Origin of the sequence: Ignatzschineria larvae DSM 13226 (assembly GCF_038500265.1) — a bacterium.
GTDB lineage: Bacteria > Pseudomonadota > Gammaproteobacteria > Cardiobacteriales > Wohlfahrtiimonadaceae > Ignatzschineria > Ignatzschineria larvae.
The window spans coordinates 512,365-536,749 of the sequence record NZ_CP150637.1 but is presented as its reverse complement, the minus strand read 5'-3'; the positions used below and the strand labels follow the sequence as shown (position 1 = coordinate 536,749).

The 24,385-nt window shown below is 41.7% G+C and carries 22 protein-coding genes; 9 read left to right on the top strand and 13 right to left on the bottom strand.

All coding sequences use genetic code 11. The annotated features are described in order from the left end of the window. Positions 1–563: 563 nt before the first annotated feature. A complete protein-coding gene (gene typA / locus WMO13_RS02385; protein WP_026879424.1) occupies positions 564–2,387 on the top strand; it encodes a translational GTPase TypA in 1,824 nt (607 codons plus the stop codon). Between the two features lie 468 nt (positions 2,388–2,855). On the opposite strand, the gene WMO13_RS02380 is transcribed toward typA, so the two are convergent. The 6 genes from WMO13_RS02380 to lptE form a co-directional block, all read right to left on the bottom strand. Beyond that, positions 2,856–3,143, bottom strand: coding sequence for a hypothetical protein (locus WMO13_RS02380; RefSeq protein WP_342386901.1), 288 nt, complete (start codon positions 3,141–3,143; stop codon positions 2,856–2,858). A gap of 194 nt (positions 3,144–3,337) precedes the next feature. Beyond that, positions 3,338–4,276 carry a beta-N-acetylhexosaminidase gene (nagZ, locus tag WMO13_RS02375; protein WP_342386900.1) on the bottom strand — a complete coding sequence of 313 codons (939 nt, stop codon included), beginning with the start codon at positions 4,274–4,276 and terminating at the stop codon, positions 3,338–3,340. A 42-nt stretch (positions 4,277–4,318) separates the two neighbouring features. Further along, positions 4,319–5,125, bottom strand: a complete 807-nt coding sequence (locus tag WMO13_RS02370; protein WP_342386899.1) for a ferritin-like domain-containing protein — start codon at positions 5,123–5,125, stop codon at positions 4,319–4,321. Between the two features lie 55 nt (positions 5,126–5,180). After that, complete coding sequence (gene ruvB, locus WMO13_RS02365) at positions 5,181–6,239, bottom strand: Holliday junction branch migration DNA helicase RuvB (protein WP_342386898.1); 1,059 nt, start codon at positions 6,237–6,239, stop codon at positions 5,181–5,183. A gap of 225 nt (positions 6,240–6,464) precedes the next feature. Continuing rightward, positions 6,465–7,277 carry a GTP cyclohydrolase FolE2 gene (folE2, locus tag WMO13_RS02360; RefSeq protein ID WP_342386897.1) on the bottom strand — a complete coding sequence of 271 codons (813 nt, stop codon included), beginning with the start codon at positions 7,275–7,277 and terminating at the stop codon, positions 6,465–6,467. A gap of 253 nt (positions 7,278–7,530) precedes the next feature. Beyond that, complete coding sequence (gene lptE, locus WMO13_RS02355; protein ID WP_342386896.1) at positions 7,531–8,052, bottom strand: LPS assembly lipoprotein LptE; 522 nt, start codon at positions 8,050–8,052, stop codon at positions 7,531–7,533. A 467-nt stretch (positions 8,053–8,519) separates the two neighbouring features. On the opposite strand from lptE, the gene lpxL reads away from it, so the two are divergent. The 3 genes from lpxL to fabB all read left to right on the top strand — a co-directional run bounded on the left by lpxL (position 8,520) and on the right by fabB (position 11,349). After that, positions 8,520–9,431, top strand: a complete 912-nt coding sequence (gene lpxL / locus WMO13_RS02350) for an LpxL/LpxP family Kdo(2)-lipid IV(A) lauroyl/palmitoleoyl acyltransferase (protein ID WP_342386895.1) — start codon at positions 8,520–8,522, stop codon at positions 9,429–9,431. A 161-nt stretch (positions 9,432–9,592) separates the two neighbouring features. After that, positions 9,593–10,108: a 3-hydroxyacyl-[acyl-carrier-protein] dehydratase FabA gene (gene fabA / locus WMO13_RS02345; protein ID WP_342386921.1), complete on the top strand. Its 516-nt coding sequence runs from the start codon at positions 9,593–9,595 to the stop codon at positions 10,106–10,108. Between the two features lie 20 nt (positions 10,109–10,128). Continuing rightward, entirely contained in the window at positions 10,129–11,349 is a 1,221-nt protein-coding gene (gene fabB / locus WMO13_RS02340) for a beta-ketoacyl-ACP synthase I (RefSeq protein WP_342386894.1), read from the top strand. Positions 11,350–11,776: 427 nt separating this feature from the next. Here fabB and WMO13_RS02335 read toward each other — a convergent pair whose 3' ends face one another. The 7 genes from WMO13_RS02335 to rsfS form a co-directional block, all read right to left on the bottom strand. Beyond that, a complete protein-coding gene (locus tag WMO13_RS02335; RefSeq protein ID WP_342386893.1) occupies positions 11,777–13,474 on the bottom strand; it encodes a glycerol-3-phosphate dehydrogenase/oxidase in 1,698 nt (565 codons plus the stop codon). A gap of 112 nt (positions 13,475–13,586) precedes the next feature. Further along, positions 13,587–15,095 carry a glycerol kinase GlpK gene (glpK, locus tag WMO13_RS02330; RefSeq protein WP_342386892.1) on the bottom strand — a complete coding sequence of 503 codons (1,509 nt, stop codon included), beginning with the start codon at positions 15,093–15,095 and terminating at the stop codon, positions 13,587–13,589. A 255-nt stretch (positions 15,096–15,350) separates the two neighbouring features. Next, on the bottom strand, positions 15,351–16,199 hold the full coding sequence (locus WMO13_RS02325; protein ID WP_342386891.1) for an MIP/aquaporin family protein: 849 nt from the start codon (positions 16,197–16,199) through the stop codon (positions 15,351–15,353). A gap of 475 nt (positions 16,200–16,674) precedes the next feature. Then, positions 16,675–17,526, bottom strand: a complete 852-nt coding sequence (locus tag WMO13_RS02320) for a c-type cytochrome (protein ID WP_245601188.1) — start codon at positions 17,524–17,526, stop codon at positions 16,675–16,677. A gap of 194 nt (positions 17,527–17,720) precedes the next feature. After that, positions 17,721–18,374, bottom strand: a complete 654-nt coding sequence (locus tag WMO13_RS02315; protein WP_026879701.1) for a c-type cytochrome — start codon at positions 18,372–18,374, stop codon at positions 17,721–17,723. A gap of 346 nt (positions 18,375–18,720) precedes the next feature. Next, positions 18,721–19,191 (bottom strand): 23S rRNA (pseudouridine(1915)-N(3))-methyltransferase RlmH, encoded by a 471-nt coding sequence (rlmH, locus tag WMO13_RS02310; RefSeq protein WP_026879700.1) that lies wholly within the window; start codon positions 19,189–19,191, stop codon positions 18,721–18,723. Between the two features lie 97 nt (positions 19,192–19,288). Beyond that, entirely contained in the window at positions 19,289–19,618 is a 330-nt protein-coding gene (gene rsfS / locus WMO13_RS02305) for a ribosome silencing factor (protein WP_026879699.1), read from the bottom strand. 166 nt (positions 19,619–19,784) lie between these two features. Here rsfS and hemL point away from each other — a divergent pair, with 166 nt between their 5' ends. The 5 genes from hemL to rpmG all read left to right on the top strand — a co-directional run bounded on the left by hemL (position 19,785) and on the right by rpmG (position 23,916). After that, the gene (hemL, locus tag WMO13_RS02300) at positions 19,785–21,065 is read left to right on the top strand and encodes a glutamate-1-semialdehyde 2,1-aminomutase (protein ID WP_026879698.1); all 1,281 of its coding nucleotides are present in this window, start codon (positions 19,785–19,787) and stop codon (positions 21,063–21,065) included. 12 nt (positions 21,066–21,077) lie between these two features. Further along, the gene (rpe, locus tag WMO13_RS02295; protein ID WP_026879697.1) at positions 21,078–21,758 is read left to right on the top strand and encodes a ribulose-phosphate 3-epimerase; all 681 of its coding nucleotides are present in this window, start codon (positions 21,078–21,080) and stop codon (positions 21,756–21,758) included. A 528-nt stretch (positions 21,759–22,286) separates the two neighbouring features. Further along, complete coding sequence (locus WMO13_RS02290; protein WP_051396360.1) at positions 22,287–23,390, top strand: type IV pilus twitching motility protein PilT; 1,104 nt, start codon at positions 22,287–22,289, stop codon at positions 23,388–23,390. 123 nt (positions 23,391–23,513) lie between these two features. Then, complete coding sequence (rpmB, locus tag WMO13_RS02285) at positions 23,514–23,750, top strand: 50S ribosomal protein L28 (RefSeq protein WP_026879696.1); 237 nt, start codon at positions 23,514–23,516, stop codon at positions 23,748–23,750. A gap of 10 nt (positions 23,751–23,760) precedes the next feature. Beyond that, positions 23,761–23,916, top strand: coding sequence for a 50S ribosomal protein L33 (rpmG, locus tag WMO13_RS02280; RefSeq protein WP_026879695.1), 156 nt, complete (start codon positions 23,761–23,763; stop codon positions 23,914–23,916). Positions 23,917–24,385: the final 469 nt, after the last annotated feature.

The following is a 24,385-nucleotide window of genomic DNA, read 5'->3' as shown; positions in this document are numbered from 1 at the left end:
CTGTTTAGTATCTCTACATTTAGTATATCTCTATATCTAAAGTTTCTACCGAATCTGGTGTCTCTATCAAATACCATTAATATAACAGCCTTTATAGGATAAGCTAGCGATCACTCATTGATATTTCTAGTTAACCGCTGACTGACGTTTCATAACCTAATATTCATTCATGACCTCTGTTATTTTTTACTCACCAGGCGTCATGCTTTTTAGTAAGACGTTTTATTAATGAGGAATCCAAATACGCTTTAGAGAGCTAAAACCTTGAGATTTTTAATCTGTCGACCTTCTCGCAAATTACGCATAATTTCAAATATTGTCAATCATCGAAAGAAGTCTATTTATTTTACAAATGAAGATTTATCGCTACTTTTTTGTAATTCATTGTATTTACTATCCTTTTAAGCCTACCCATTCCCAATATCTTAAAGTAAATTAACTCAAAAAAAACGAAAAAAATAAGCTATAATATCTGCCTAGAAAACAGACAACCTTAATGCAACACGCCTGATGCAGCCCTTCTAGATTGCCATTAGGCACTGAAAATGACTAAAGAAGAGAAAATGATAGAAAAATTAAGAAACATCGCCATTATTGCCCACGTTGACCATGGTAAAACAACGCTCGTTGACCAATTGCTCAAAAGTTCAGGCACATTTGATGCACGAGAAGAAGTGGCAGAACGAGTCATGGACTCGAATCAGCTCGAAAAAGAGCGTGGTATTACCATCCTTTCTAAAAACACTGCGATTAATTGGAAAGATTACCGTATCAATATCGTAGATACTCCGGGACATGCGGACTTTGGTGGTGAGGTTGAACGTGTTCTCTCTATGGTTGACTCTGTATTATTACTCGTTGACTCTGTTGAAGGGCCTATGCCTCAAACGCGGTTCGTAACACAAAAAGCGTTTGCAATGGGCTTTAAACCGATCGTAGTGATCAATAAAATTGACCGCCCAGGCGCACGTCCTGACTGGGTTTTAGATCAAACATTTGAACTTTTTGATAAACTCGGCGCAACAGATGAGCAACTTGATTTCCCTGTAGTTTATGCTTCAGGTCTCAATGGCTTTGCCGGTTTAACGGATGATATCCGTAGTGGTGACTTTGAACCGCTATTCCAAGCGATCGTAGATCACGTTCCCGCACCTAATGTTGAAGTCGATGCCCCATTCCAACTACAAGTCTCCTCATTAGACTACAACTCTTATGTCGGCGTGATCGGTATTGGTCGTATCAAGCGCGGAAAAGTACATAAAAACATGAACGTGGTTGCGATCGATCGTGAAGGCAATAAACGCTCTGGTAAAATTCAACAAATTCTTGGCTTCCATGGCCTTAACAAAATTGAATTTGAATCAGCACAAGCCGGCGATATCATCAGCTTTACAGGTTTAGATCCACTCTTTATTTCAGATACGATCTGTGATCCACAAAACGTAGAGGCTTTACCGCCATTAACAGTGGATGAGCCCACCGTTTCTATGATGTTACAAGTGAATACTTCTCCATTTGCAGGTAAAGAGGGGAAATTTGTCACTTCACGTCAAATCAAAGAACGTCTTGAAGAAGAACTACTTCACAATGTAGCCCTTCGTGTTGAGCCGACAGATAGTGCCGATGTCTTTAAAGTGTCAGGTCGTGGTGAGCTTCACCTTTCAGTCTTAATTGAAAATATGCGTCGTGAAGGCTATGAGATGGCGGTCGGTCGTCCTCAAGTGATTATTCGTGAAGAGAATGGTGAGAAACTTGAACCTTACGAAACACTAACGTTCGATATCGAAGAGCGTCACCAAGGTGATATTATGGCGCAAATGGGAACCCGTTTTGCAGAATTGCAAGATATGGTGCCAGATGGTAAAGGTCGTATTCGTATCGACTATATTATCCCTTCACGCGGTTTGATCGGCTTCCAAACAGAGTTTATGACTCTCACCAATGGTACAGGTTTAATGTTCCATAACTTTGATCATTATGGTCCTATCAAAAAAGGCACTGTAGGCCAACGTCAAAATGGCGTATTGATCTCAAATGGTCAAGGTAAAGCGCTAGCCTATGCGCTCTTTAACCTTCAAGAACGTGGTCGCCTCTTTACAAGCCATGGTGATGAGATCTATGAAGGTCAAATTATCGGTATTCATAGTCGTGACAATGACTTAGTGGTGAATGCGCTTCGGGCAAAACAGCTGACTAATATTCGTGCTGCGGGTACCGATGAAGCATTAACACTTTCAACGCCAATTAAGTTAACACTTGAGCGTGCCATTGAGTTTATTGATGACGATGAGTTAGTAGAAGTCACACCAAAATCTATCCGTCTTCGTAAGCGTTATTTAACTGAAGCAGATCGCCGTAAATTACAACGTTCTGCTAAAGATCAATAGGTTCGTTAATCAATAAATCCTTATCGATAGATCTATTATAATAAATTTGGTTTAAGAAAAATGGCTTTTAAACAAGACTTGCAAGATGCCGGATAGAACAGATTCCTTGCTTTTTACAGCTGATGCGCCGGCATTTGAATAAGCTTATTTTGAACCGATATTATTATATTAAACGCTTAACGATCATTTAAGCTCAAACGATGTAGACAAAAACAGAAAACCGCTCAATTAATGAGCGGTTTTTTATGAGCATTATATTCCTTAAAAACAATTAAAAATCAACTACCTACAAATATACTCACATTATCCACGAACTATGATCATCTTATCCTGAAACTTATCCACAGAAATTGTGGGTAACTTTAATCGGTTTGAGAATAACATAGTAAAATCACCATGAGAGAATAATAACAGTCCCCTAGACTTCTCTCTTAAATCTTATGATTTGTGATTAGCCTTTATGCCCTCTTATGCTTTAGGCTCTTCTACCAAAGTTTTACTTTTCTCCTGTGTGCCTTCGGTAGATTTTTCCGTTGCTGTAGCGCCATCCTCAGCTTTCTTTTCTGAGGTATCCTCTTGAGCTGTTTCTACCGTTGCTTCTTCTGATTCTGATTTTACCTCAGTTTTCTCTTCTGCCTTAACGTCTGTTTGTGTGCCGGCTTTGGATTCTGCCTTATGATCATGAGCTTGATGCTCCGCTTTTGCTTTGCCCATGAATTCTGCAATTTTCTCTTTAATCATTTCAATAAAACTCATTTTAACCTCCATACATTATTACAAATATCAATCAAGCGTATAGTTAAAATAACATATTATTATAATAATTTTAAGTAATATTATATTTTTATAAAATAAAAATATTTAAATAGAAATTACGCCTTCATTCACTGGCCGAAATACAAGACTTATACATCTCCTATTAGCTTCAATGACAAAAGATTCTACTCTTACTAAAACCGCTGTAACAATGATCGAATCGCCGTCATATCATTACAGAGTAGCACAATATTAATGCCGGCATCGAAACAGGCTTTCACCTTCTCGTCAACGCTTCCTAAGTGATTCGCACCGCCCATATCAAGATCATCGCTAATAATCGCACCACTGAATTTCAATTGATGACGAAGATAGTTGAGCCATTGATGAGAAGTAATCACCGTATGCTCAGCATCTAAGCAAGAGAAGATAATATGCGCTGGCATTAAAGCTTCAATGCTGGCATTAATGAGCGTTTTAAAAGGTAATAAATCGCTATCTTCTAATTCTGCTAACGATCGATCATCGCGGGCTATTGCTAAATGAGTATCCACATTGACAAATCCATGTCCCGGGAAATGCTTCGCAACACCAATAGAGCCTCCCGCTTTTAGCCCCTCATAAAGTGCTAAAACAAGCTTTGCAACGACTTTCCCATCTCGATGAAAAGCACGATCTCCAATGGCAGGATTGACGCCATAATCAAGATCACATACCGGTGCATAACTAAAATCAACCCCCACCGATTGTAACTCTCTTGCAATGGTATAACCGGTATTAAATGCAAGCGTTAATGCCTCTTCTGGTGTGTTGTCATAATGATCCCCTAGCGCTCGCATCGGCGCTAAAGCCGTAAAGCCTTCTCGAAAACGCTGAACGCGCCCGCCTTCATGATCGACAGAAATCAGCAATTGGGGATTGATCGCCTTAATACTTGCTGTCAACGCCTTTAGTTGCTCAATATCCCGATAATTACGACTAAAAAGAATCACGCCACCGACTAATGGATGCTGTAACCATTTTTGCTCTTCCTCTGTCAGAACAATACCGGAAATACCGATAAAAACTGCCGAATGAAGTTTTAATAACGCTGTTTTGATCGCTTGATGCCGTATCTCATTCGTTTCTGTCATATATTTTTCTCCTTAAGCGCACGGCTTTAGCCTTGATAACGCTTATTTCAAATCAATAGAATCTACTAAGAAATCAATCTCTTCTTGGGTAAAGCCTGAACGTAATCTTGCCTCGATATTAAAGGGCGGCTTCAACGTTTGCCCATACTCATCAAGTAGTGCAAAAAAAGTCTCTTTCGGGGGTAAATTGCGAGCATTGCAGAGATAACGATACCAATGATTCCCTACTAATACATGCCCCTCCTCTTCTTCTAGAATAATATGAAGCATCGCCACGACATCTTCTTCTTTCGCCTGTTTAAGCTTATTGATAATGCCCGGCGTAACATCAAGACCACGCGCTTCTAATACTCTTGGTACAAGCGCCATACGAATTAAAGGATCATGAGCTGTTCTCTCTGCAGAATCCCATAGACCGCTATGGGCTTCAAAAGCGCCATAATAGCTCCCTTCCCGTTCTAGATATCCCGCTAGTAACCCAAAATGTTTCGCTTCATCATTCGCCACCGAAATCCAATCTTTATAAAATTGCCGCGGCATATTTCGAAAGCGATAAGCGGCATCTAGTCCTAAATTAATCGCATTAAATTCAATATGGCAAATCGCGTGTACTAATGCCAAAATCCCCTCTTTACTCCCCAATCCTCGACGCGGTACATCGTTCGGGTGAACTAAACGAGGGGCTTCCGGTCGTCCTGCAGGTAAAATCTCGGCAATATCATGATCCGCATAAGGCACAACCCTACCTATTTGCAAAGACTCATGTAAATTCCGCACTTTACTGCATTTTAATGCGGGATCTGTTTCATAGAGCGCATCGGCTACTTGTTGATAAAAATCGTTGGTCATCTCATTCTCACAATACGGGTACAAACTTACTCATGTAAAATCTATTAATACAACTCTACTCTTTCGGTACTAAAGTATCCGATAACACCGCTATTTCTGTTTCAATGTCACTATCAATAGTCAAACCAAAATAACGCCGACAATGATTAGTCGCCACTCGCCCTCTTGGCGTACGCATAATAAATCCTTCTTGTATTAGGAAAGGCTCAATCATATCTTCAAGCGTCCCTTTCTCCTCACCTATTGCTGCCGCTAAAGTATCAATACCGACCGGTCCGCCATCAAATTTATCCACGATTAAACGTAGAAAATTACGATCATGCTCATCTAAACCGGCATTATCGATATCAAGCATCGCTAGTGCACGCTTTGCAATCTCAATGGTAATATCCCCATCGGCTTCTACCTGTGCCACATCTCGCACTCGGCGCAGTAATCGGTTCGCAATTCGCGGTGTACCTCGAGAACGCCGACCAATTTCAAAAGCCCCTTCTTCGGTAATCGGGGCATTGAGAAGATTAGCAGAGCGCTTCACAATAGTTGTCAGCTCTTCGTGGGTATAGAACATCAAACGCGAGACAATTCCAAAACGATCTCGAAGTGGGGAGGATAATAATCCGGCTCTTGTAGTAGCACCTATCAATGTAAAAGGGGGAAGATCAATTTTCACAGAGCGCGCGGCAGGCCCTTCTCCGATCATAATATCAAGTTGATAATCCTCCATCGCAGGATAGAGGACCTCTTCTACCGCAGGGTTGAGCCGATGAATCTCATCGATAAAGAGAATATCATTCTCTTCAAGACTCGTCAGAATCGCGGCTAAATCACCGGCCTTTTCCAAGATCGGCCCTGAAGTCTGCTTCAACCCCACGCCCATTTCATAAGCAATAATATGCGCTAACGTTGTTTTACCTAATCCTGGTGGACCAAAGAGTAAAACATGGTCGAGCGCTTCTTGTCGCTGTCTTGCCGCTTGAATATAGATATTAAGTTGCCGGCGAATCGGTAATTGCCCGGTATAATCGGCGAGTTGCCGAGGACGAATCGCACGATCGATCACCTTCTCTTCTTCAAAAGGTTGATCACTCACAATTAGGCGATCGGATTCTATCATCTATATCTCCTCAATAGATCGGTGCCCTAAATGACACACGTGAAACATTGCTAATATGTAATATTGTACTATCTTAACAAAAAGTAAGCCTCAATGATCATTTCTCTCTGGAAATTCATTGAGGCTTTTTGTTAAACCGCGCTATTACCGAGTGAATGGTATTAATGACTCGATCTAAATGACTCGATCTAAATGACTCTATTTGAACGACTCTATCTGATTATCCTAAAAGATATAATTCACTTTCGCATAAGCTTGATGATTATGAATCGATTCAAAATTTTCAGACTGAACCGAAAATGCTAATAAGTCGGTTCGTTCACGCAGTAGAACCACTAAATCTCGCACTAAATCCTCTACAAATTGGGGATTTTTATAAGCGTGTTCCGTGACATATTTCTCATCAGGACGCTTTAAAAGCGGATAGAGTTTGGAGGAACCGACTGATTCCATCGTTTTCAATAATTGGTCGATCTCTAAAGCGGCAAAGCTGGCAAAATCTTTAAACTCTAAAGAGATTGTTAAGTGAGAGCGCTGTGAATGGGCACTAAATTCAGAAATCTCTTTTGAACAAGGGCAAAGGCTTGTGACCGGTGCCATCAGGTGAAGCGTATAGCTTGAATCCGCCTCATCCTTGCTAAGCTCTACATCAATGCCACATTCAAAATCCATTAAGCTCTTCGCTTTAGAAACGGGCGCTTCTCTTTCAAAAAAGAGCGGAAACTGTAGTGACGCCTGAGCTTGTGGTGCATCGAGCTTGGTTTTAAGATCTTGCAATAGAATGCCGACACCTTCAAGTGAGAACGGTTTAGGCTGCATATCCCACACTTCGATAAAACGTGACATGTGCGTTCCTTTACGTTCTTTTTGTAGCGTCACCGTAAAAGCCGCTTCCATCACCGTATGTTGACTCTTTCCACCGTTGGCAAACTCAAGTGGAAGACGTAACCCGCTAATGCCTACTTGAGAAATCTCTACATTTCGTTCATCTTCATACGCCTGTACATCTTTAATAGTGGTTAACGCTCCGTTACTCACAATAATTCCCTCTTTCTTTGTTGTTCTTTATTATTGATTAAACAATCTCAGTTAAACAATTTTTGTTAAATAAACTCTATTGAATGATATCTATTAGATCTTGCAGAATATTGTATGCATCTCTAACGGATATCGAAACAGCCATCGGATCTGACATCACATCGGATCTGACATCATAAGTTATAACTTCATATTTCCATTCCCATAGCAGTATGATGATCGTTATAACTGACCTGATCCCATCAATTTCAGATTAACGGCTGCGCATCTGAACACCAAGACGACGGACAAAATCTTGGCTCAACTCAATCGCAAGCTCCCGTTTGATCGCTTCCTCTGCGGTTGTTTTCGCTAAAGGTTCCCGCTCATCAAGGGTAAAGCTCTCTGATTTTGAAAACTGCTCTGGTCTAAAAATCAATTGACCACTACGATCACTAATATATATGGTCGCAAATAATTCATTGGTATAAGTCCGATTAATCCCTGTGGTATTACTCGATACAATCCGAGAATCATAGGTTTCTTGGACATTGATAATCATATCCGCCGCTTCAATGTTGTCAACAAACGTGATTTGTGAACGAAGCGCCCTTTGAATATAAAAGGCCACACTGTCGAGTGAATAAGCAGGCTCATTACTCTCAATAAAGGCTTTCTGATATACCTCTGGAAATTGAACATTGCCCCGTAGATGAAAGCCACATCCTACAAGTGCCAATACCGTAGCACAAAGCAGTAACCATTGCGCCCATAAGGATCGTTTCTGTAATCGCATAACAAGACCTTTCATAGCGTAAAACCGCGTAAGTAAAATCGCTGAAATAGCAATAGCAAAATAGAGTCCTATTAAATAGGGTTATCAATATTCTGATGTTGCTCTTCAAGCTGCTAACTCATTAAAACTCATCGAATCTATTATTATCCTCGAAATTAGCCCATCAATCCTATCATTGAGGCTATTTCCCCGCATTGATGCGCGCGACTTAACTTCTATCATTTTCACGATGAGTTGAGAGGCTGATTTTAGCGCATATTGGTAATAAAATCCCATTAAATATCAATTGATCTTTGAAAGTCATTCTCGCCTTTTGTGACGATCCCCATCGGTGACTCTTTCAACAGACATTAAATAAACCACGGGATTTAAATATACAGCTGAAAATTCATACAATTATGATGGATCCCTTCTTCCGTAAAAAAATGATATAATCGGTGCAATTTATATAGAGTCAATGAACGAGTATGCAGACAAGAACCGCACCAAAAGCCTCTGACCATAAGTTGCTCGCTTTTGGAATATTTCTCGCCAAAATCGTAGCGCATCTTCCCTTGCCTTTCCTCTTATTTTTAGGAAAGGTTGTCGGATTTTGCTCCTACTATGTGGCAGGAAGTCGCCGAAAAATTATCAAGCGCAATATTGAGCTCTGCTTCCCAGAATTCGATCAGAAAGCGCAAAAAAAACTGATTAAAGCGAACTTTCTCTCAATGGGAATGGCGATTTTTGAAGTCATTATTGCGTGGTATATGCCCCGTAAACAACTTGAAAAATATCTTGTTTACGAAGGATTAGAGAATCTTAAAGCCTTTGAAGAAAGTGGTAAAGGAGCCCTTCTCTTAACACTTCATATGACATCGCTTGAATTAGGAGGGCGCGCCATCTCCTTTAAAACAAAGGTACGCGGTATGTATCGGCCTCATGAAAATGAATATTATGAATATGTGCAATATCAAGGTCGCTTTGAACAATCCGGACTTGAACCCATAACTCGTGATGAAACTAGGCGCATGATTCGGCTTTTACGAGAGGGGGATCTCATTTGGTATGCTCCTGATCAAAACTATGGCAGTACCGATCATGTCTTCATCCCTTTTTTTGGCGTAAATACCCTAACTATTACGGCAACCTCCACACTCTGTCGACTCGGAAAGGCTGCCGCTCTCCCTTATTATGTTGTTCGTAAAGGTAATCGTTACCATATCCATATTTTACCGATGTTAGAGCATTTCCCGACCGAAGATTTAGAGGCTGATACATTACGTATTAACCAGCTTTTTGAGTCGTGGATTTTAGAAGCACCTGAGCAATATCTCTGGGCACATCGTCGATTTAAAACAAGACCTAAGGGAGAGCCGAGCCTTTATCAAGACTTATAGTCCTTTTCCTTTTTTTTCGGTATAATAACAGATTAAAAATTATTTTCTTTTTCGTTTTATGCATATAATTAAATATCGTGCCAATTTACGAAAGACTAATCAAAAACAGATAGAAAATAAATACTTATCTCATTTCATAGGATCAATTAAACGTGTCAAGAATTACAACGCAATCAAGTTTTACATATGATGAACTCATCGAGTGTGCAAAAGGCAATCTTTTTGGTGAAGGAAATGCACAGCTTCCCATGCCACCGATGCTCATGATCGATCGCATCGTCTCTATCACCGAAAGCGGGGGTAAATACGGTAAAGGATCAATCACAGCCGAGCTCGATCTGAACCCTGATCTTTGGTTCTTCCCATGTCACTTTATTGGTGATAGCGTAATGCCTGGTTGCTTAGGACTTGATGCCATGTGGCAGCTTGTTGGCTTCTATCTTGGTTGGATGGGCGGCAAAGGGCGTGGTCGCGCTTTAGGCGCAGGCCAAGTAAAATTTACCGGTCAAGTATTGCCAACCGCTAAAAAAATCACCTATAACATTCATATGAAGCGTGTTATTTTAAGATCTCTTACGATGGGAATTGCCGACGCCACAATGGAAGTCGATGGCAAAGAGATCTATGTAGGTGAAGATCTAAAAGTTGGCCTCTTCACACAAACAGACAATTTTTAATTTCAGGAGGAATTTTTTTAATGAAACGTGTTGTTATTACAGGCCTTGGTATTGTGTCGAGCATCGGCAACAATAAAGATGAGGTCTTACAATCACTCCTCAATACGCAATCTGGAATCAAATTCTCTCAAGAGATGGCAGACTTAGGCTTTCGCTCTCAAGTTCATGGCGCTCTTAATATTGATCTTGCGGCGCATATTGACCGTAAACATTTCCGCTTTATGGCAGATGCTGCGGCGTATGCTTATATTGCAATGAAACAAGCGATTGAAGATGCAGGTCTCTCTGAAGAAGAAGTCTCAAATCCTCGCACCGGCTTAATCGTCGGTTCTGGTGGTGCTTCTACTAAGAATCAGATCGATAGTATCGATATTCTTCGCAAAAATGGCGCGACTAAACGTATCGGCCCTTATATGGTCACGCGTACGATGGGTTCAACTGTTTCTGCCTGTTTAGCGACCCCTTTTAAAATCAAAGGAGTAAACTACTCAATCAGCTCTGCTTGTGCAACCTCTATTCACTGTATTGGTAATGCTTATGAGCAGATCCAACTCGGTAAACAAGATATGGTCTTTGCCGGCGGTGGTGAAGAGCTTCATCCTTATATGAGTGCAATGTTCGATGCGATGGGCGCACTCTCTTCAAAATATAATGACCGCCCTGAAGTCGCTTCACGCGCTTATGATAAAGATCGTGATGGTTTTGTCATCTCTGGCGGCGGCGGTATCGTTGTGGTCGAAGAGCTAGAACATGCGCTTAAACGGGGTGCTAAAATCTATGCAGAGATCACCGGCTACGGCGCAACATCTGATGGTTATGATATGGTTGCACCCAGTGGTGAAGGTGCTGAACGTTGTATGCGTATGGCACTTGAAAATGTCAAGGGTGAAATCGATTATATCAACACGCATGGTACCTCAACACCTGCAGGTGATACGCCTGAATTATTAGCGATTGGCCGTGTATTTGGCGATAAAGTGCCACATATCAGTTCAACGAAATCACTCACAGGTCATGCACTTGGTGCTGCCGGTGTGAATGAAACCATTTACAGCTTACTAATGATGCAAAATAACTTCATCACAGAGAGCGCTCACATTGATGAAGTAGATCCTGCCTTAGTGGACTTCCCAATCGTGCGTAAACGTATTGATGATGCAAAACTCGATCATATCCTCAACAATGGCTTTGGCTTTGGTGGTACAAATGCTGCCTTAGTATTAAGTCGTTATAAAGGGTAATCGTTATAAGCGATAATCGGATAAACGCATCAAGAGATGGATTATTGGCGACTCTTTAGCCAATATCCTCAATAAAGGTTCTCTATCAGTATCTATATATACAAGACCTGTACATACGATATTGAATCATATGCAAAGAGATAAAAAACCGACCCTAAGGGTCGGTTTTCTTTTATACGACTTTGTAACAACTTTATATAGCAATATTGGTTCAAAATAAGCTTATTTAAATGCCGGCGCATCGCTTATGAGAAGCAAGAAAGCTGTTCTATCCGGCATCTTGCAAGCGTTGTTTAGTAAGAGGCCTTATGTTCTTTTAAAATCCCATACTAGCTGCTCAAAAATCATTCTTCTTAAACCCAATTTACGATACTTAAATCATCACTACTCACATAGCTCTTATTGAATACGCTGACCTACATTTACTTTATTGACGACTATTCAATTCAGCATTAAGGCTCGCTTTCTCCGGAAAATTCGCAGCATCTGCAATCGCTAAAGCGACACGCTCTGCCATTTTGACTAACATCGCATCATCCCAATGGAAGAATTTAGCCATCTCCGCAAGTACCGCATCTTTCTCTGCTAATAAACCTTCTATGTTGAAGAAGAGCATTCCAGTACGGCGAATTAAGAAATCATCAGGATAGAGTACATTCTCATAATTAAGCGCATACCAGAGGCGAAGTGCTGTTAAACGAGATAATTCAGGCTGATCTTCTATCGGATTCTCACTGAAATGGGTAAAGAGAATATCAGAGTTTGTACCATAGTAACGCGCTAAGAAATGGCTCTCTGCTTCCGTCAATCCGGCCGCTTTCCCCTTCTCTACCTGAGCTGCAATAAAGCTGGGGAATGCACTTGAGCCGCCCATATCTCCCCCCGAGATCGGTTGATGTTTTGTAGCACAAGGATCAAATGAGAGATTATAATCCCGCTTTAACACTTCTGCTAACCGATCCACAATCTCTTCCGCCATATGACGATAGCCGGTTAATTTACCCCCTGCGATCGTCAAAAGACCTGTTTCAGATTCCCAGATCTCATCTTTACGAGAGATCTCTGAAGGATCTTTCCCCTCTTCCCAAATCAGCGGACGAATACCGGCCCACGAGGATTCAATATGCTCTTTAGTGAGGTGAACCGTTGGGAACATATAGTTCACCGCATCGATAAGATAATCCCGATCCTCAGCTGTTGCGACAGGATGTGCTTTATCCGCTTCATACACCGTATCGGTCGTACCAATGTAGGTCTTTCCATCTCTTGGAACCGCAAAGATCATGCGTTTATCTTTTTCGGTATCAAAATAGACAGCTTGCTCTAAAGGAAAATGGGATTGATCTACCACAAGATGAATCCCTTTTGTGAGGCGTAGATGTTTATTATTGAGCTTCGCCTTATCTTTTTGGCGCATCTCATCCACCCAAGGACCCGTTGCGTTAATCACTTTCTTCGCTTGAATCTCAAAGGTTTTGCCTGTGGTCAGATCTTCTACAGCAATCCCATTCGCCTGATTATTCTCATCATAAAGAAAGGCTGTCGCTTTCGCATAATTGAGTACCGTTGCCCCAAATCCCACTGCGCGCTTCATCACTTCAATGGTTAAACGCGCATCATCTGTACGATACTCCACATAGTAACCGCCGCCCAGTAACCCGTCTTGCTTCACAAGCGGTACTTTCGCAATAGTTTGCTCACGATTAAGCATTGTACGGCGTTCTGATTTCTTCACTCCCGCTAAAAAGTCATACACCATTAAGCCAATCGAAGTTGAAAAAGGCCCAAAAGTCCCGCCTTTATGCATCGGCAATAACATCCACTCCGGCGTTGTCACATGGGGTCCATTTTCATATACCACTGCCCGTTCCCGCCCTGAATGCATGACCACTGAAATTTGTAACTGCTTTAAGTAGCGCAGCCCACCATGAATAAGCTTTGTTGAACGACTACTCGTACCGGCCGCAAAGTCCTGCATCTCAACCAAGGCAACCTTCATTCCCCGTTTTGCTGCATCTAAGGCGATCCCCGCACCAGTAATCCCACCGCCCACAACGACAACATCATAGGCCGTTTCGGCAAGTGTCTGAATCATCTCTTGTCGATGTAAAGCTGAAAAGTTCATATTTTGACTCCTTTAAGAGTACTCCTTCTCCCCAAAGTACTCCCTTTTTAAATAAAACTAAGGTTAGAAAAAAGCTTCATGTAAGCACCATGTAAGCTTTATACAAGCTATATTAAGCTTCATTCGCCTCAGGCTTGAAAAGTTGTGTGGCTTTAATCGCACATTGCCAACCATGATAGAGCTTATTGCGTGTCTGCTCATCCATCTCTGGTTGATATTGTTGATCTAGTCTCCAAATTTGATCAATCTCTTCAATAGAAGACCAATAGCCAACGGCAAGTCCAGCAAGATAGGCTGCCCCTAATGCCGTTGTTTCACTAATCTTCGGACGATCCACTTCAACCCCCAAGATATCACTCTGAAATTGCATTAGGAAATTATTCAAAGAAGCCCCACCATCGACTCTCAAAGAACTCAACTCAAGCCCAGAATCTTTCTGCATTGCATGAAGCACATCAGTTGCTTGATAAGCGATCGATTCTAATGTAGCCCGAATAAAGTGCTCTTTTTCAGTTCCCCGAGTAATTCCAAAGATCGCACCCCGCGCATCAGGATCCCAATAAGGTGTTCCTAGACCAACAAAGGCCGGAACGACATACACGCCATTAGTCGATTCTACTCGTTTCGCATAATCTTCCGACATTTTGGCATGTTGGAACATCCGCAGGCCATCACGTAACCACTGTACTGCCGATCCTGCCACAAAAATGGAGCCCTCTAAAGCGTATTGCACCTTACCATCAATTCCCCAAGCTAAGGTTGTTAATAAACCGCTATTTGAACGCACTTGCTTTTCACCGGTATTCATCAACATAAAGCAACCGGTTCCGTAGGTATTCTTCGCCATTCCCTCTTTAAAACAAGCTTGCCCAAAGAGTGCTGCTTGCTGATCCCCGGCAGCGCCTGAAATAGTAATCTCTTCACCGAAGAAATGTTGTGGTGATGTAATTCCATAAACCTCGGATGAAGAGCAGACTTTCGGTAACATTTTCGCGGGAATATTTAAGATAGAGAGTAATTCCTCATCCCACTTTAAATCATAAATGTTGTACATCAATGTTCGGCTAGCATTGGAATAATCGGTCACATGCACCGCTCCACCTGTCAATTTCCAAATCAACCAGCTATCGATTGTACCAAAGAGTAATTCACCCTTTTCCGCCCGACTTCTCGCCCCTTCAACGCGATCTAAAATCCAAGCAACTTTTGTGCCTGAGAAGTAGGGATCAATGAGTAGACCTGTTTTATTTTTAAAGGTTGCTTCATGCCCTGCTTGACGGAGTTGATCACAGATTTTTTCTGTCTGTCTTGATTGCCATACAAGCGCATTGTAGATTGGTAACCCTGTGGTTTTATCCCAAACAACTGTTGTTTCTCGCTGATTGGTAATCCCGATTGTAGCAATCTCTTTAGGGCTAATACTATTCTCTGCCAATACTTCTGTCATGACCGATAAAACGGAAGCCCAAATTTCAGTAGGATCATGTTCCACCCAACCCGGCTGCGGGAAAATTTGGCGAAACTCTCGCTGTGAACTACCTTTAATATTCCCCGCTTTATCAAAAATAATCGCTCGAGTACTTGTCGTCCCCTGATCGATGGCCATTACATATTGCTGCATATTGACTCCTTATGAATCTTATAAACCCTATAAACTAATAACTATATAAACGAATAATTACAAATGAATATACAAACTAACACAGTTCACTAATCACAATAGTAACGGTATGACTACTTTAAAACTATTTCATGACCATTGAAATGAATCTCTAATATGGATTCTTCTAATGTTGATTCTTCTAATGTTGATTCTTCAAATCTATTTCCCGCAAAGAAAATGCGAAAAACTGAGTAAAACTAGGATGCCAAACCTTTAATATTGATCTGGACTCTCTTCAATTTTGTGCTTTATTGCCTGCTTCTTACCTGCGTAACGAATACCATAATAAGTACCGCCAATGCCAATTAAAAGCCATACAAGCGCTTCAAAAATTCCCATGCTATTATCGGCTCCCTCTCGGTAGAGTAAACCATATAATGAAGCCCCTAAAATAGTTCCCACAATAGGCCCTAATACCGGCACAAAAGCGTAAGACCAATTAGAGTCCATTTTTCCTGGAATCGGTAATAATGCATGCATAATACGCGGGCCTAAATCACGTACAGGATTAATGGCATAACCCGTTGTACCGCCAAGGCTTAAACCGATTGCCATAATAAGAAACCCTACCACAACAGGTTGTAGCCCTCCCGTAAATTCATTGATTCCGATAAAAAGAATGGCAAACATGAGAATTGCTGTTCCGATAATTTCTGATACGAGATTATGAGGATAACTCTCAATCGCCGGTGTCGTACAGAAAATATCTCGCTTTGCTATGGCATTCTCTGTGACGGCAAAATGGGGTTTAAAATGAAGCCAAACGAGGTATGATCCCAACATTGCCCCTAACAACTGAAAGAGAAAATAGCCAGGCACATGCGCCCAAGGAAATTTTCCCGTAATCGCCAAGCCTAGTGTCACCGCCGGATTAAAGTGACCACCACTATATTTTCCAACAGCAAACACCGCTAACATCACCGCAAATCCCCAACCCATAATAATCACAATCCAACCACCGCCAGATGCTTTTGAGCGATTGAGTACCACGTTTGCCACCACTCCGCCACCAAAGAGAATCATGACAGCTGTTCCGATTAATTCTGCAATATAACTTGGCATAATGCCCCCTACCTTACTGAGATTTATACTATCTACTTTTGTCCACAGAGATCTATTTCAATCAGCATTTAACCAACTGTTAACGATCGTTATCTTTATTATCAGGCAATTATAACAAAATAATGATCATAATATGAGGACTTACTACAAAAAATATACAAGTAACAAACAAAAACAGATTAATGTTGAATGATAGTGAATGTAATTTAAGAAAAATGATTTTTAAATAGTGGCTATCTAGCTTTAAAAAAACATAACACTAGACTAATCAACACTTGCAAGATGCCGGATAAAACAGCTTCCTTGTCTCGATCACCTGATGCGCCGCTATTTAAATGAAGCTTATTTTCAACGAATCTTTCTACCCTTTGATATTTCTATTCACCGAATAATTAGCAATAAAAAAGCCCGATTCATCATCGGGCTTCTCGACTATTATCGGCTGATTCGGTTCAATATGATTCTCTGTTAAACATTAATTCGTTCCTTGACCGAGAATCACACCATTGACCTCAACACCGTAAAGATTCACACCATCATTGGCATGATATTTTTCCCGCGTTTTCTCAACAGAACCCTCGATTAAACGAGGATCTTGTGGGCGCTCATGGCTATTCATAAAAGCAGCAACATCCCAAGCTTCTTGATCAGTTAAGGTATTCCCTTTTCCTAATGGCATATTCGCTTTAATAAAATCGGCAGCCGTATTGATTCGATGCATACCTGCACCCCAGTTATAAGAATCTTGCCCCCATAAAGGTGGAAATACATAGTTATCGCCTACTTTCTGGCCTAAACCATCGGCTCCATGACAAAGTGCACAATTCTCTTTATAGACAATTTCACCGCGCTCAATGCTATAGCCATCTGCAGGTTTAGGAACTTCAGGATAACCTCGTCCTGGCAATGATACGCCTGTAGGGGCATTTTTCGCCAACCAATAAGAGTAAGTAATGAGCGCTGTCATAGCCTCACTATCTGCGGCTGGTGCAGTACCATTCATACTAAATTGGAAACATCCTTGAATCCGCTCCGCATAAGTATTGACCTTATTATTCTTACTACGATAAGCAGGATACATCACATAAGCAGCCCAAAGCGGTGCGGCATTAGGCATCTTTCCTTGATCCATGTGACAATTAGCGCACGTCATACCATTACCGACATATTCCGGCACTTCACGCTTGGTATCCACAAAGATCGCTTGCCCTTTACGAATCATCTCACCAAAGGCATTATCCGGGATTTCGCTTTCACTTGGTGGCTGGTGATATTCAGCACCTGCTTTAATTTTCGGGGCTTGTGGCAATTGTGATTGATCATCCATCGCTACCCCATTATCAGCACTCTTCTCTGCTATCTTTTCCGCTGCGATCTCCGGTGTCGCATTCTCTTGTGCCATCGCCACTGAAGTCATCAAGCTCGAGACCATTAAACCCGATGCGAAAAGCGAAGTCGCCATGATTGAAGTCGTTACTTTGGCAATCTTTTTCATTCCGTTTGTCATCTCATCTCTCATAACTATTTCCCCGCTTGCCCTACTGTCGGCATATTGGCAAAATACGCCGCGACTGCTTGAATCTCTTCATCTGTCAAATTACGAGCAATATGCCCCATCAAATCCGCTTGATCGTTGTGACGTGTACCATTTTTCCAAGCATTCATCTGATTAATGATATAGAGCTCACTTTGCCCTGCCAGTTTTGGGAATGCTTCCCCAACCCCTACACCGCTTGGACCATGACAGGTAATACACTCAGGAATATGACGACTCCAATCACCTCGAAGTGCCAATTGACTTCCCAAATCTGTAGGCACCGATGCACGCGTAATTTCAACAATCTCCGACGTTGGCAAATTTTGCATATAGAGAGATACCGATTCAATCTCTTCTGGCTTTAAGTTTTTGGCAATGCTATCCATCACAGGATGACTACGTTCACCTGTTTGGAAATCTTGTAATTGCTTAGCAAGATATCCCGCTGACTTACCTGCAATATTCGGATAACCGGCAACTGCCATTCCCTCACCTTGCATGCCATGACAGGTCATACAGGCGATTGCCATAGGGTTTTCACCCCCTTTTGTATAAACTTTCTCCCCTTCATCCGCACTCGCTATCATCGGCAATAACGTTAGAAGCGAGAGACAAGTCATTCGATAGATCTTTTTCATAAGTCCTCTTTCTACTCTTGTAATTTTTAGTTTAAGTTTTAATTCTAGTGATAACTGATCTATATCATAGTGATTATAAATTATTACGCTCAACATATACAAAAATTTACATTTTTAAACAACAGAGCATTAGACATGCTTGATTATAAAAATCGAAAGATAAAAAAATCGTGCTGTACGATACAACACGATCTTCTTAATTAACTTTTTACTGTTATTTTTACGTTTACTTCTACTGTTTACTTTTAGCAACGATGTTGTCAAGATCTTTAATTCGCTATACACACTAAACAGACGTTAAATGTAAATAACATGACTCTTTTATAACTCATTGCATCAATCAGATCTATTCACGATGATAAGGATGATTATTCAAAATACTCCAAGCGCGGAAGAGCTGTTCTGCCACTAACACCCTTACCATCGGATGAGGAAGCGTTAATTTAGAGAGCGACAATGATTGTTCAAAGAGTGATTTGATCTCCGGCGAAAACCCTTCAGGCCCACCGATTAAGAGCGCAATATCTCGCCCCGATAACATCCAACTAGCCATCTTTTCACTCAATTGTGGCGTGGTAACCGCTTGCCCAATCACATCAAGCCCGACAATCATTGCGCCTTTTGGAATCGCTTTTTGTAACTTTTCCCCCTCTTCTTTGAGGATACGTTTTACATCCGCATTTTTCTTACGGGGCAATGCCGGAATCTCAATAAGCTTAAGCGTTACATCCGCACGCAAACGCCCGGCATACTCTTCATAGCCCATTTTGACCCATTGGGGCATATTGCTACCTACAGCAATTAGATAGATCACCATAATTTAACGCACGAACCTCTTATCTCTTTTTACGCCTATCATCGCTTTGACTTAATAAACATTTAATAATTTAATTATTTAATGCGGCATCAGAGGCTTAGTCTGCGCGCACAAAGAGTTTTTCAAGGTTATAAAAATCACGTTTCTCTTCTGTGAAGAGATGCAAAACGATATCGCCAAAGTCGATCAAAATCCATTCAGATGAACCATTATTTCCTTCAATACCGATCGGCTTAATGCCGGCTTTGAGCATTGCTTCTTCAGATTTACGCACCATCGCTTTCAGATGTGGGTTTGAAGTGGCCGAAGCGATCACAACCCAATCAGCGTAACTTACGAGTCCTTCTACATCAAATGCTACAGGATTAATGGCTTTCACTTCATCGAGTGCTTCCATCAATTTATCTTTTACTTCATTGATCATCATTTATGAACTTTCCTTCAATTAATTGTTAGACGCTATTGTAGTGAATTTCTCTCGGTTGAACAAATAGAGATTTAGTTCCATAATAAGAGATATCACTATTTATCGTTGTTTATTTCAATTTTATTGCAATGTTTATTCAAACTAAAACAGAATAAAGGATCCATTTATGAGTCAATTTGACGCATTATATCAAGAAGCACAGAAATATATTCCCGGCGGTGTTAACTCCCCTGTTCGTGCTTTTAAACAGGTCGGCGGTGCGCCTGTATTCTTCAAAAAAGGGGAAGGTGCCTATGTTTATGATGAAGCCGGCAAGCGATATATCGACTATGTGGGTTCTTGGGGACCGATGATTGTCGGTCATGCTCATCCTGAAGTGATTGAAACCGTTGTAGAAACAGCTAAAAATGGGCTCTCATTTGGCGCTCCTACTGTTTCAGAAACTGAGCTCGCCAAACGAGTTCTAGAACTTGTACCCTCAATGGATCAAGTTCGCATGGTCAGCTCCGGGACAGAAGCGACAATGAGCGCTATTCGCCTTGCTCGTGGTTATACCGGGCGCGATAAAATCGTTAAATTTGAAGGGTGCTACCATGGCCACTCTGATTCTCTGCTCGTAAAAGCAGGATCAGGACTTCTCACTTTTGGCGAGCCCTCTTCTCCTGGCGTGCCTGCAGATTTAACACAACATACCATTGTGATTGAATATAATAATCCTGAAGCTGTTAAGGTGGTATTTGCCGAGTATGGCGATGAGATTGCTTGCGTGATCGTAGAACCTATTGCCGGCAATATGAATTGTATTCCTCCTCAACCTGGTTTCCTTGAGACAATTCGTGAATGCTGTGATCAACATGGCGCTGTCTTTATCATCGATGAAGTGATGACGGGTTTTCGAGTCGGTAAATACTCTGCCCAAGGGCTATATGGCGTCACACCTGACCTCTCAACCTTTGGAAAAGTGATCGGCGGCGGAATGCCTGTGGGCGCTTTTGGCGGTAAAAAAGCGATTATGGATCATCTCTCCCCAAATGGTGCGGTCTATCAAGCGGGAACGTTATCCGGTAATCCTGTAGCGATGGCTGCCGGCATTAAAACGCTAGAACTGATCTCTAAAGAGGGTTTCTATGAAGATCTGAGCGCTAAAACAGATTACCTGATCAAAGGCATTACAGCCATTTTTGCCAAACACAATCGTCCACTCTCGACTAATCATGTTTGCGGAATGTTTGGGCTCTTCTTTACTGAGGGCGAAGTGAAGACATTTAGCGATGCTACTCGCTCTGATATCGACTTCTTCCAAAAGTTCTATCATGGTTTACTCGATGAGGGAATCTACCTTGCACCTAGTGCTTTTGAAGCGGGATTCCTTTCAAGCGCTCATACTTATGAAGATCTAGATGAGACCATTGCCGCTATGGATCGTGTTTTAACTAAACTTGATTAAGGATCAATAACCATGAAACAACCTTATGCAATAGCACCTTCTATTCTCTCTGCGAACTTTGCCAAATTAGGTGAAGAAGTGGATGCAGTCATCGCAGGTGGTGCTGATATTATCCATTTTGATGTCATGGATAATCACTATGTGGAAAATCTCACTTTTGGTCCTATGATCTGTAAAGCGCTCAGAGACTATGGCATTACAGCACCCATTGATGTTCATCTAATGGTTTCCCCTGTTGATCGAATGATTGAAGCCTTTGCCAAAGCAGGTGCAACTTACATTACCTTTCATCCAGAAGCATCTCTGCACGTTGACCGTTCATTACAGCTCATTAAATCATTAGGTTGCAAAGCGGGTTTAGTGCTCAATCCTGCAACGCCGATCTCAGTATTAGATCATGCGTGGGAATATCTCGATATGGTATTAGTCATGAGTGTCAACCCAGGATTTGGTGGACAGAAATTCATTCTTTCAAGCCTTGATAAACTCAGAGCATTAAGAACAATCATCGATGAGAAGAGTGAAGCACTCGGTCGCCCTATTCGCCTTGAAATTGATGGCGGTGTCAACGAGCACAACATCAAAGAGATTGCTGCCGCAGGAGCCGATACATTTGTCGCCGGCAGCGCGATCTTTAACAGCCATTTAAGCTATCAAGATATCATTCAAAAAATGAAAGCAGAATTGAAATAGTACTGATCTCTCGATAGTTATTACTCAGAAAGAGCGTTATGACAGTAACGCTCTTTTTTTTACGATTCATCGCATCGCCGGGGCGAATGATCCCGTTCTTTTTACAATCTCGCGCCGGCAGTTGTGGCATCTGTCAATGCCGAGAATAACCGTTTAAGAAGTTGATAAATTGTTCAATTGTGGATTTGTTCATGTCGAGTGATTAGATCGCTCATTTGCGGGCGCTCAATTTCTCTGGTTACACAATTGTTCTATCCCGCACTGGATTAGCTTTTATTTGGAATCAATAAGACGATTCATCATATCGCCGGGTCGAATGATCCCGCTCTTCCAACAATCGTGCGCCGGCAGGTTTAGCGCTCTTTTGCGCTGAAATAAGAGGATTTATCGCATCGCCGGGTCGAATGACCCCGTTCTTCTAACGATCGTGCGCCGGCAGGTTTAGCCTCTTTCCCCATATTATCATCGGCTAACTATACTTAGATCATAAAACCTTTCTATCCATTATTAATCGTAGGAGATAAGAAAATGGATTATTGTCAAGTCACTGCCGATCATCATTATTCGCCGCTTGAGCAACTGCTGATTGCAGCTGATATGGCCGGCGCTTCTGATCTGCATCTTACACCTCGAAGAGCGCCCTATATTCGTCATTTAGGGGAACTTAAACCGCTAATAGGTGATGATATCCCTGAAATATTACCTTCGCAAACGACACTCTTTCAATGGTTATTAGCAAAGCGTACAGAGCAAGAGAAACAGCAGCTCAAAAAGCAAGGTTCTCTAGACTTTGGAGATTCTCTCCTACTTGCCAATGGTGAGCAACTTCGCATTCGAGGCCACTATTTCTATAATCTTGCGGGATTAACCGCTATTTTCAGACTGATTAAAGCGAATATTCCCTCGTTAGAAGCCATTCATGCGCCGCCTATCTTCCAATCGCTTCTTCATAAAAAACAGGGATTAATTCTGATTACCGGCGCGACAGGCTCCGGAAAATCAACCACTTTAGCCTCGATGATCGAAACCATTAATCAGCAGCAAGCGAAGCATATTATTACCCTTGAAGATCCCATTGAATTTATCTACCCGCAAGGGCAATCCTTAATCGAACAACGAGAGCTTCATCGTCATACCGGTGCATTTCACAAAGCGCTCAAAGATGCGCTGCGAGCGGATCCCGATATTCTTCTCATTGGTGAGCTTCGTGATCGAGAATCGGTTCAGTTAGCGTTGCAGGCAGCGGAAACGGGTCATCTTGTTTTTGCGACACTTCATACCAATAGTGCCGCTAAAAGTATCGATCGTATTTTGAGCTACTACCCGCTGGATCAATCACTAGAAATCCGTCAACAACTCTCAGAAAGTTTGGTCGCAGTGATCTCTCAACAACTATTGACCATTGAGAAGCAACGCTTTGCACTTTTTGAAGTTTTAATTCGAACAACCGCTGTTGCCAACCTTATTCGAGAAAATCAGATTGCGCAAATCCCCAATATAATTCAAACAGGAAGCATGGATGGCATGCAAACAATGCAACAACAACTAGAATTTTTACAAAAAAGTGGTATACTTTCCGACTTGTTCGTCGAAAAGGCGCAAAATTTGCTTAATCCCGATATCTATTCGTAAAAAGAGCTTCAAATTATTGCAATAGGGAGAACTTTCCACTATAATTCGTGGGTTCAGTCCGCACATGAAATTTTTAGCTGGCGGCCGGGGTTAATATTACAATTAAGATCAGGGTTATTAATCATGAGTAAAGTATGTCAAGTAACTGGGAAAGGACCAATGACTGGTAACAACGTTTCCCACGCAAACAATAGAACACGTCGTCGTTTCCTCCCAAACCTTCAGGTTCACCGTCTTTGGGTTGAGAGCGAAAACCGTTTCGTATCACTTCGTATCTCTCCTGCTGGTCTTCGTACCATTGACAAAAAGGGAATCGATGCCGTTTTAGCAGATCTTCGCGCTAAGGGCGAAAAAATCTAAGGAGTAGGTCATGAGAGAAAAAGTAAAATTAGTATCTTCAGCAGGTACAGGTCATTTCTATACGACCACTAAGAACAAACGTACAACAACTGAAAAGTTAGAGTTCAAAAAATACGATCCAGTTGTTCGTAAACACGTTCTTTACACTGAAGCCCGCTTAAAATAATCTTTTAAGATTAACCGGTCTCAGCAAAAACTAGCTTTCGGGCTAGTTTTTTTTCGTCTTGAATTTCAAATAAGACCTGATTCCCGGTGGGAGAGAATGTTTAATCATTCCAAATAGAATCTAATCCAGTGCGGGATAGAATAATTGCGTAACCAGAGAAATTGAGCGCCCGCAGAGGAGCGATCTCTCGACTTCTCAAACGGTTATTCTCGGCATTGAAAGATGGCACAGTTGCCGACGCGCGATTGTGAAAAGAACGGGATCATTCGTTCCGGCGATGCGGTAAATCGTCTTATTCATTCCAAATAGAATCTAATCCAGTGCGGGATAGAACAATTGCGTAACCAGAGAAATTGAGCGCCCGCAGAGGAGCGATCTCTCGACTTCTCAAACGGTTATTCTCGGCATTGAAAGATGCCACAGTTGCCGGCGCGCGATTATGAAAAGAACGGGATCATTCCCCCGGCAA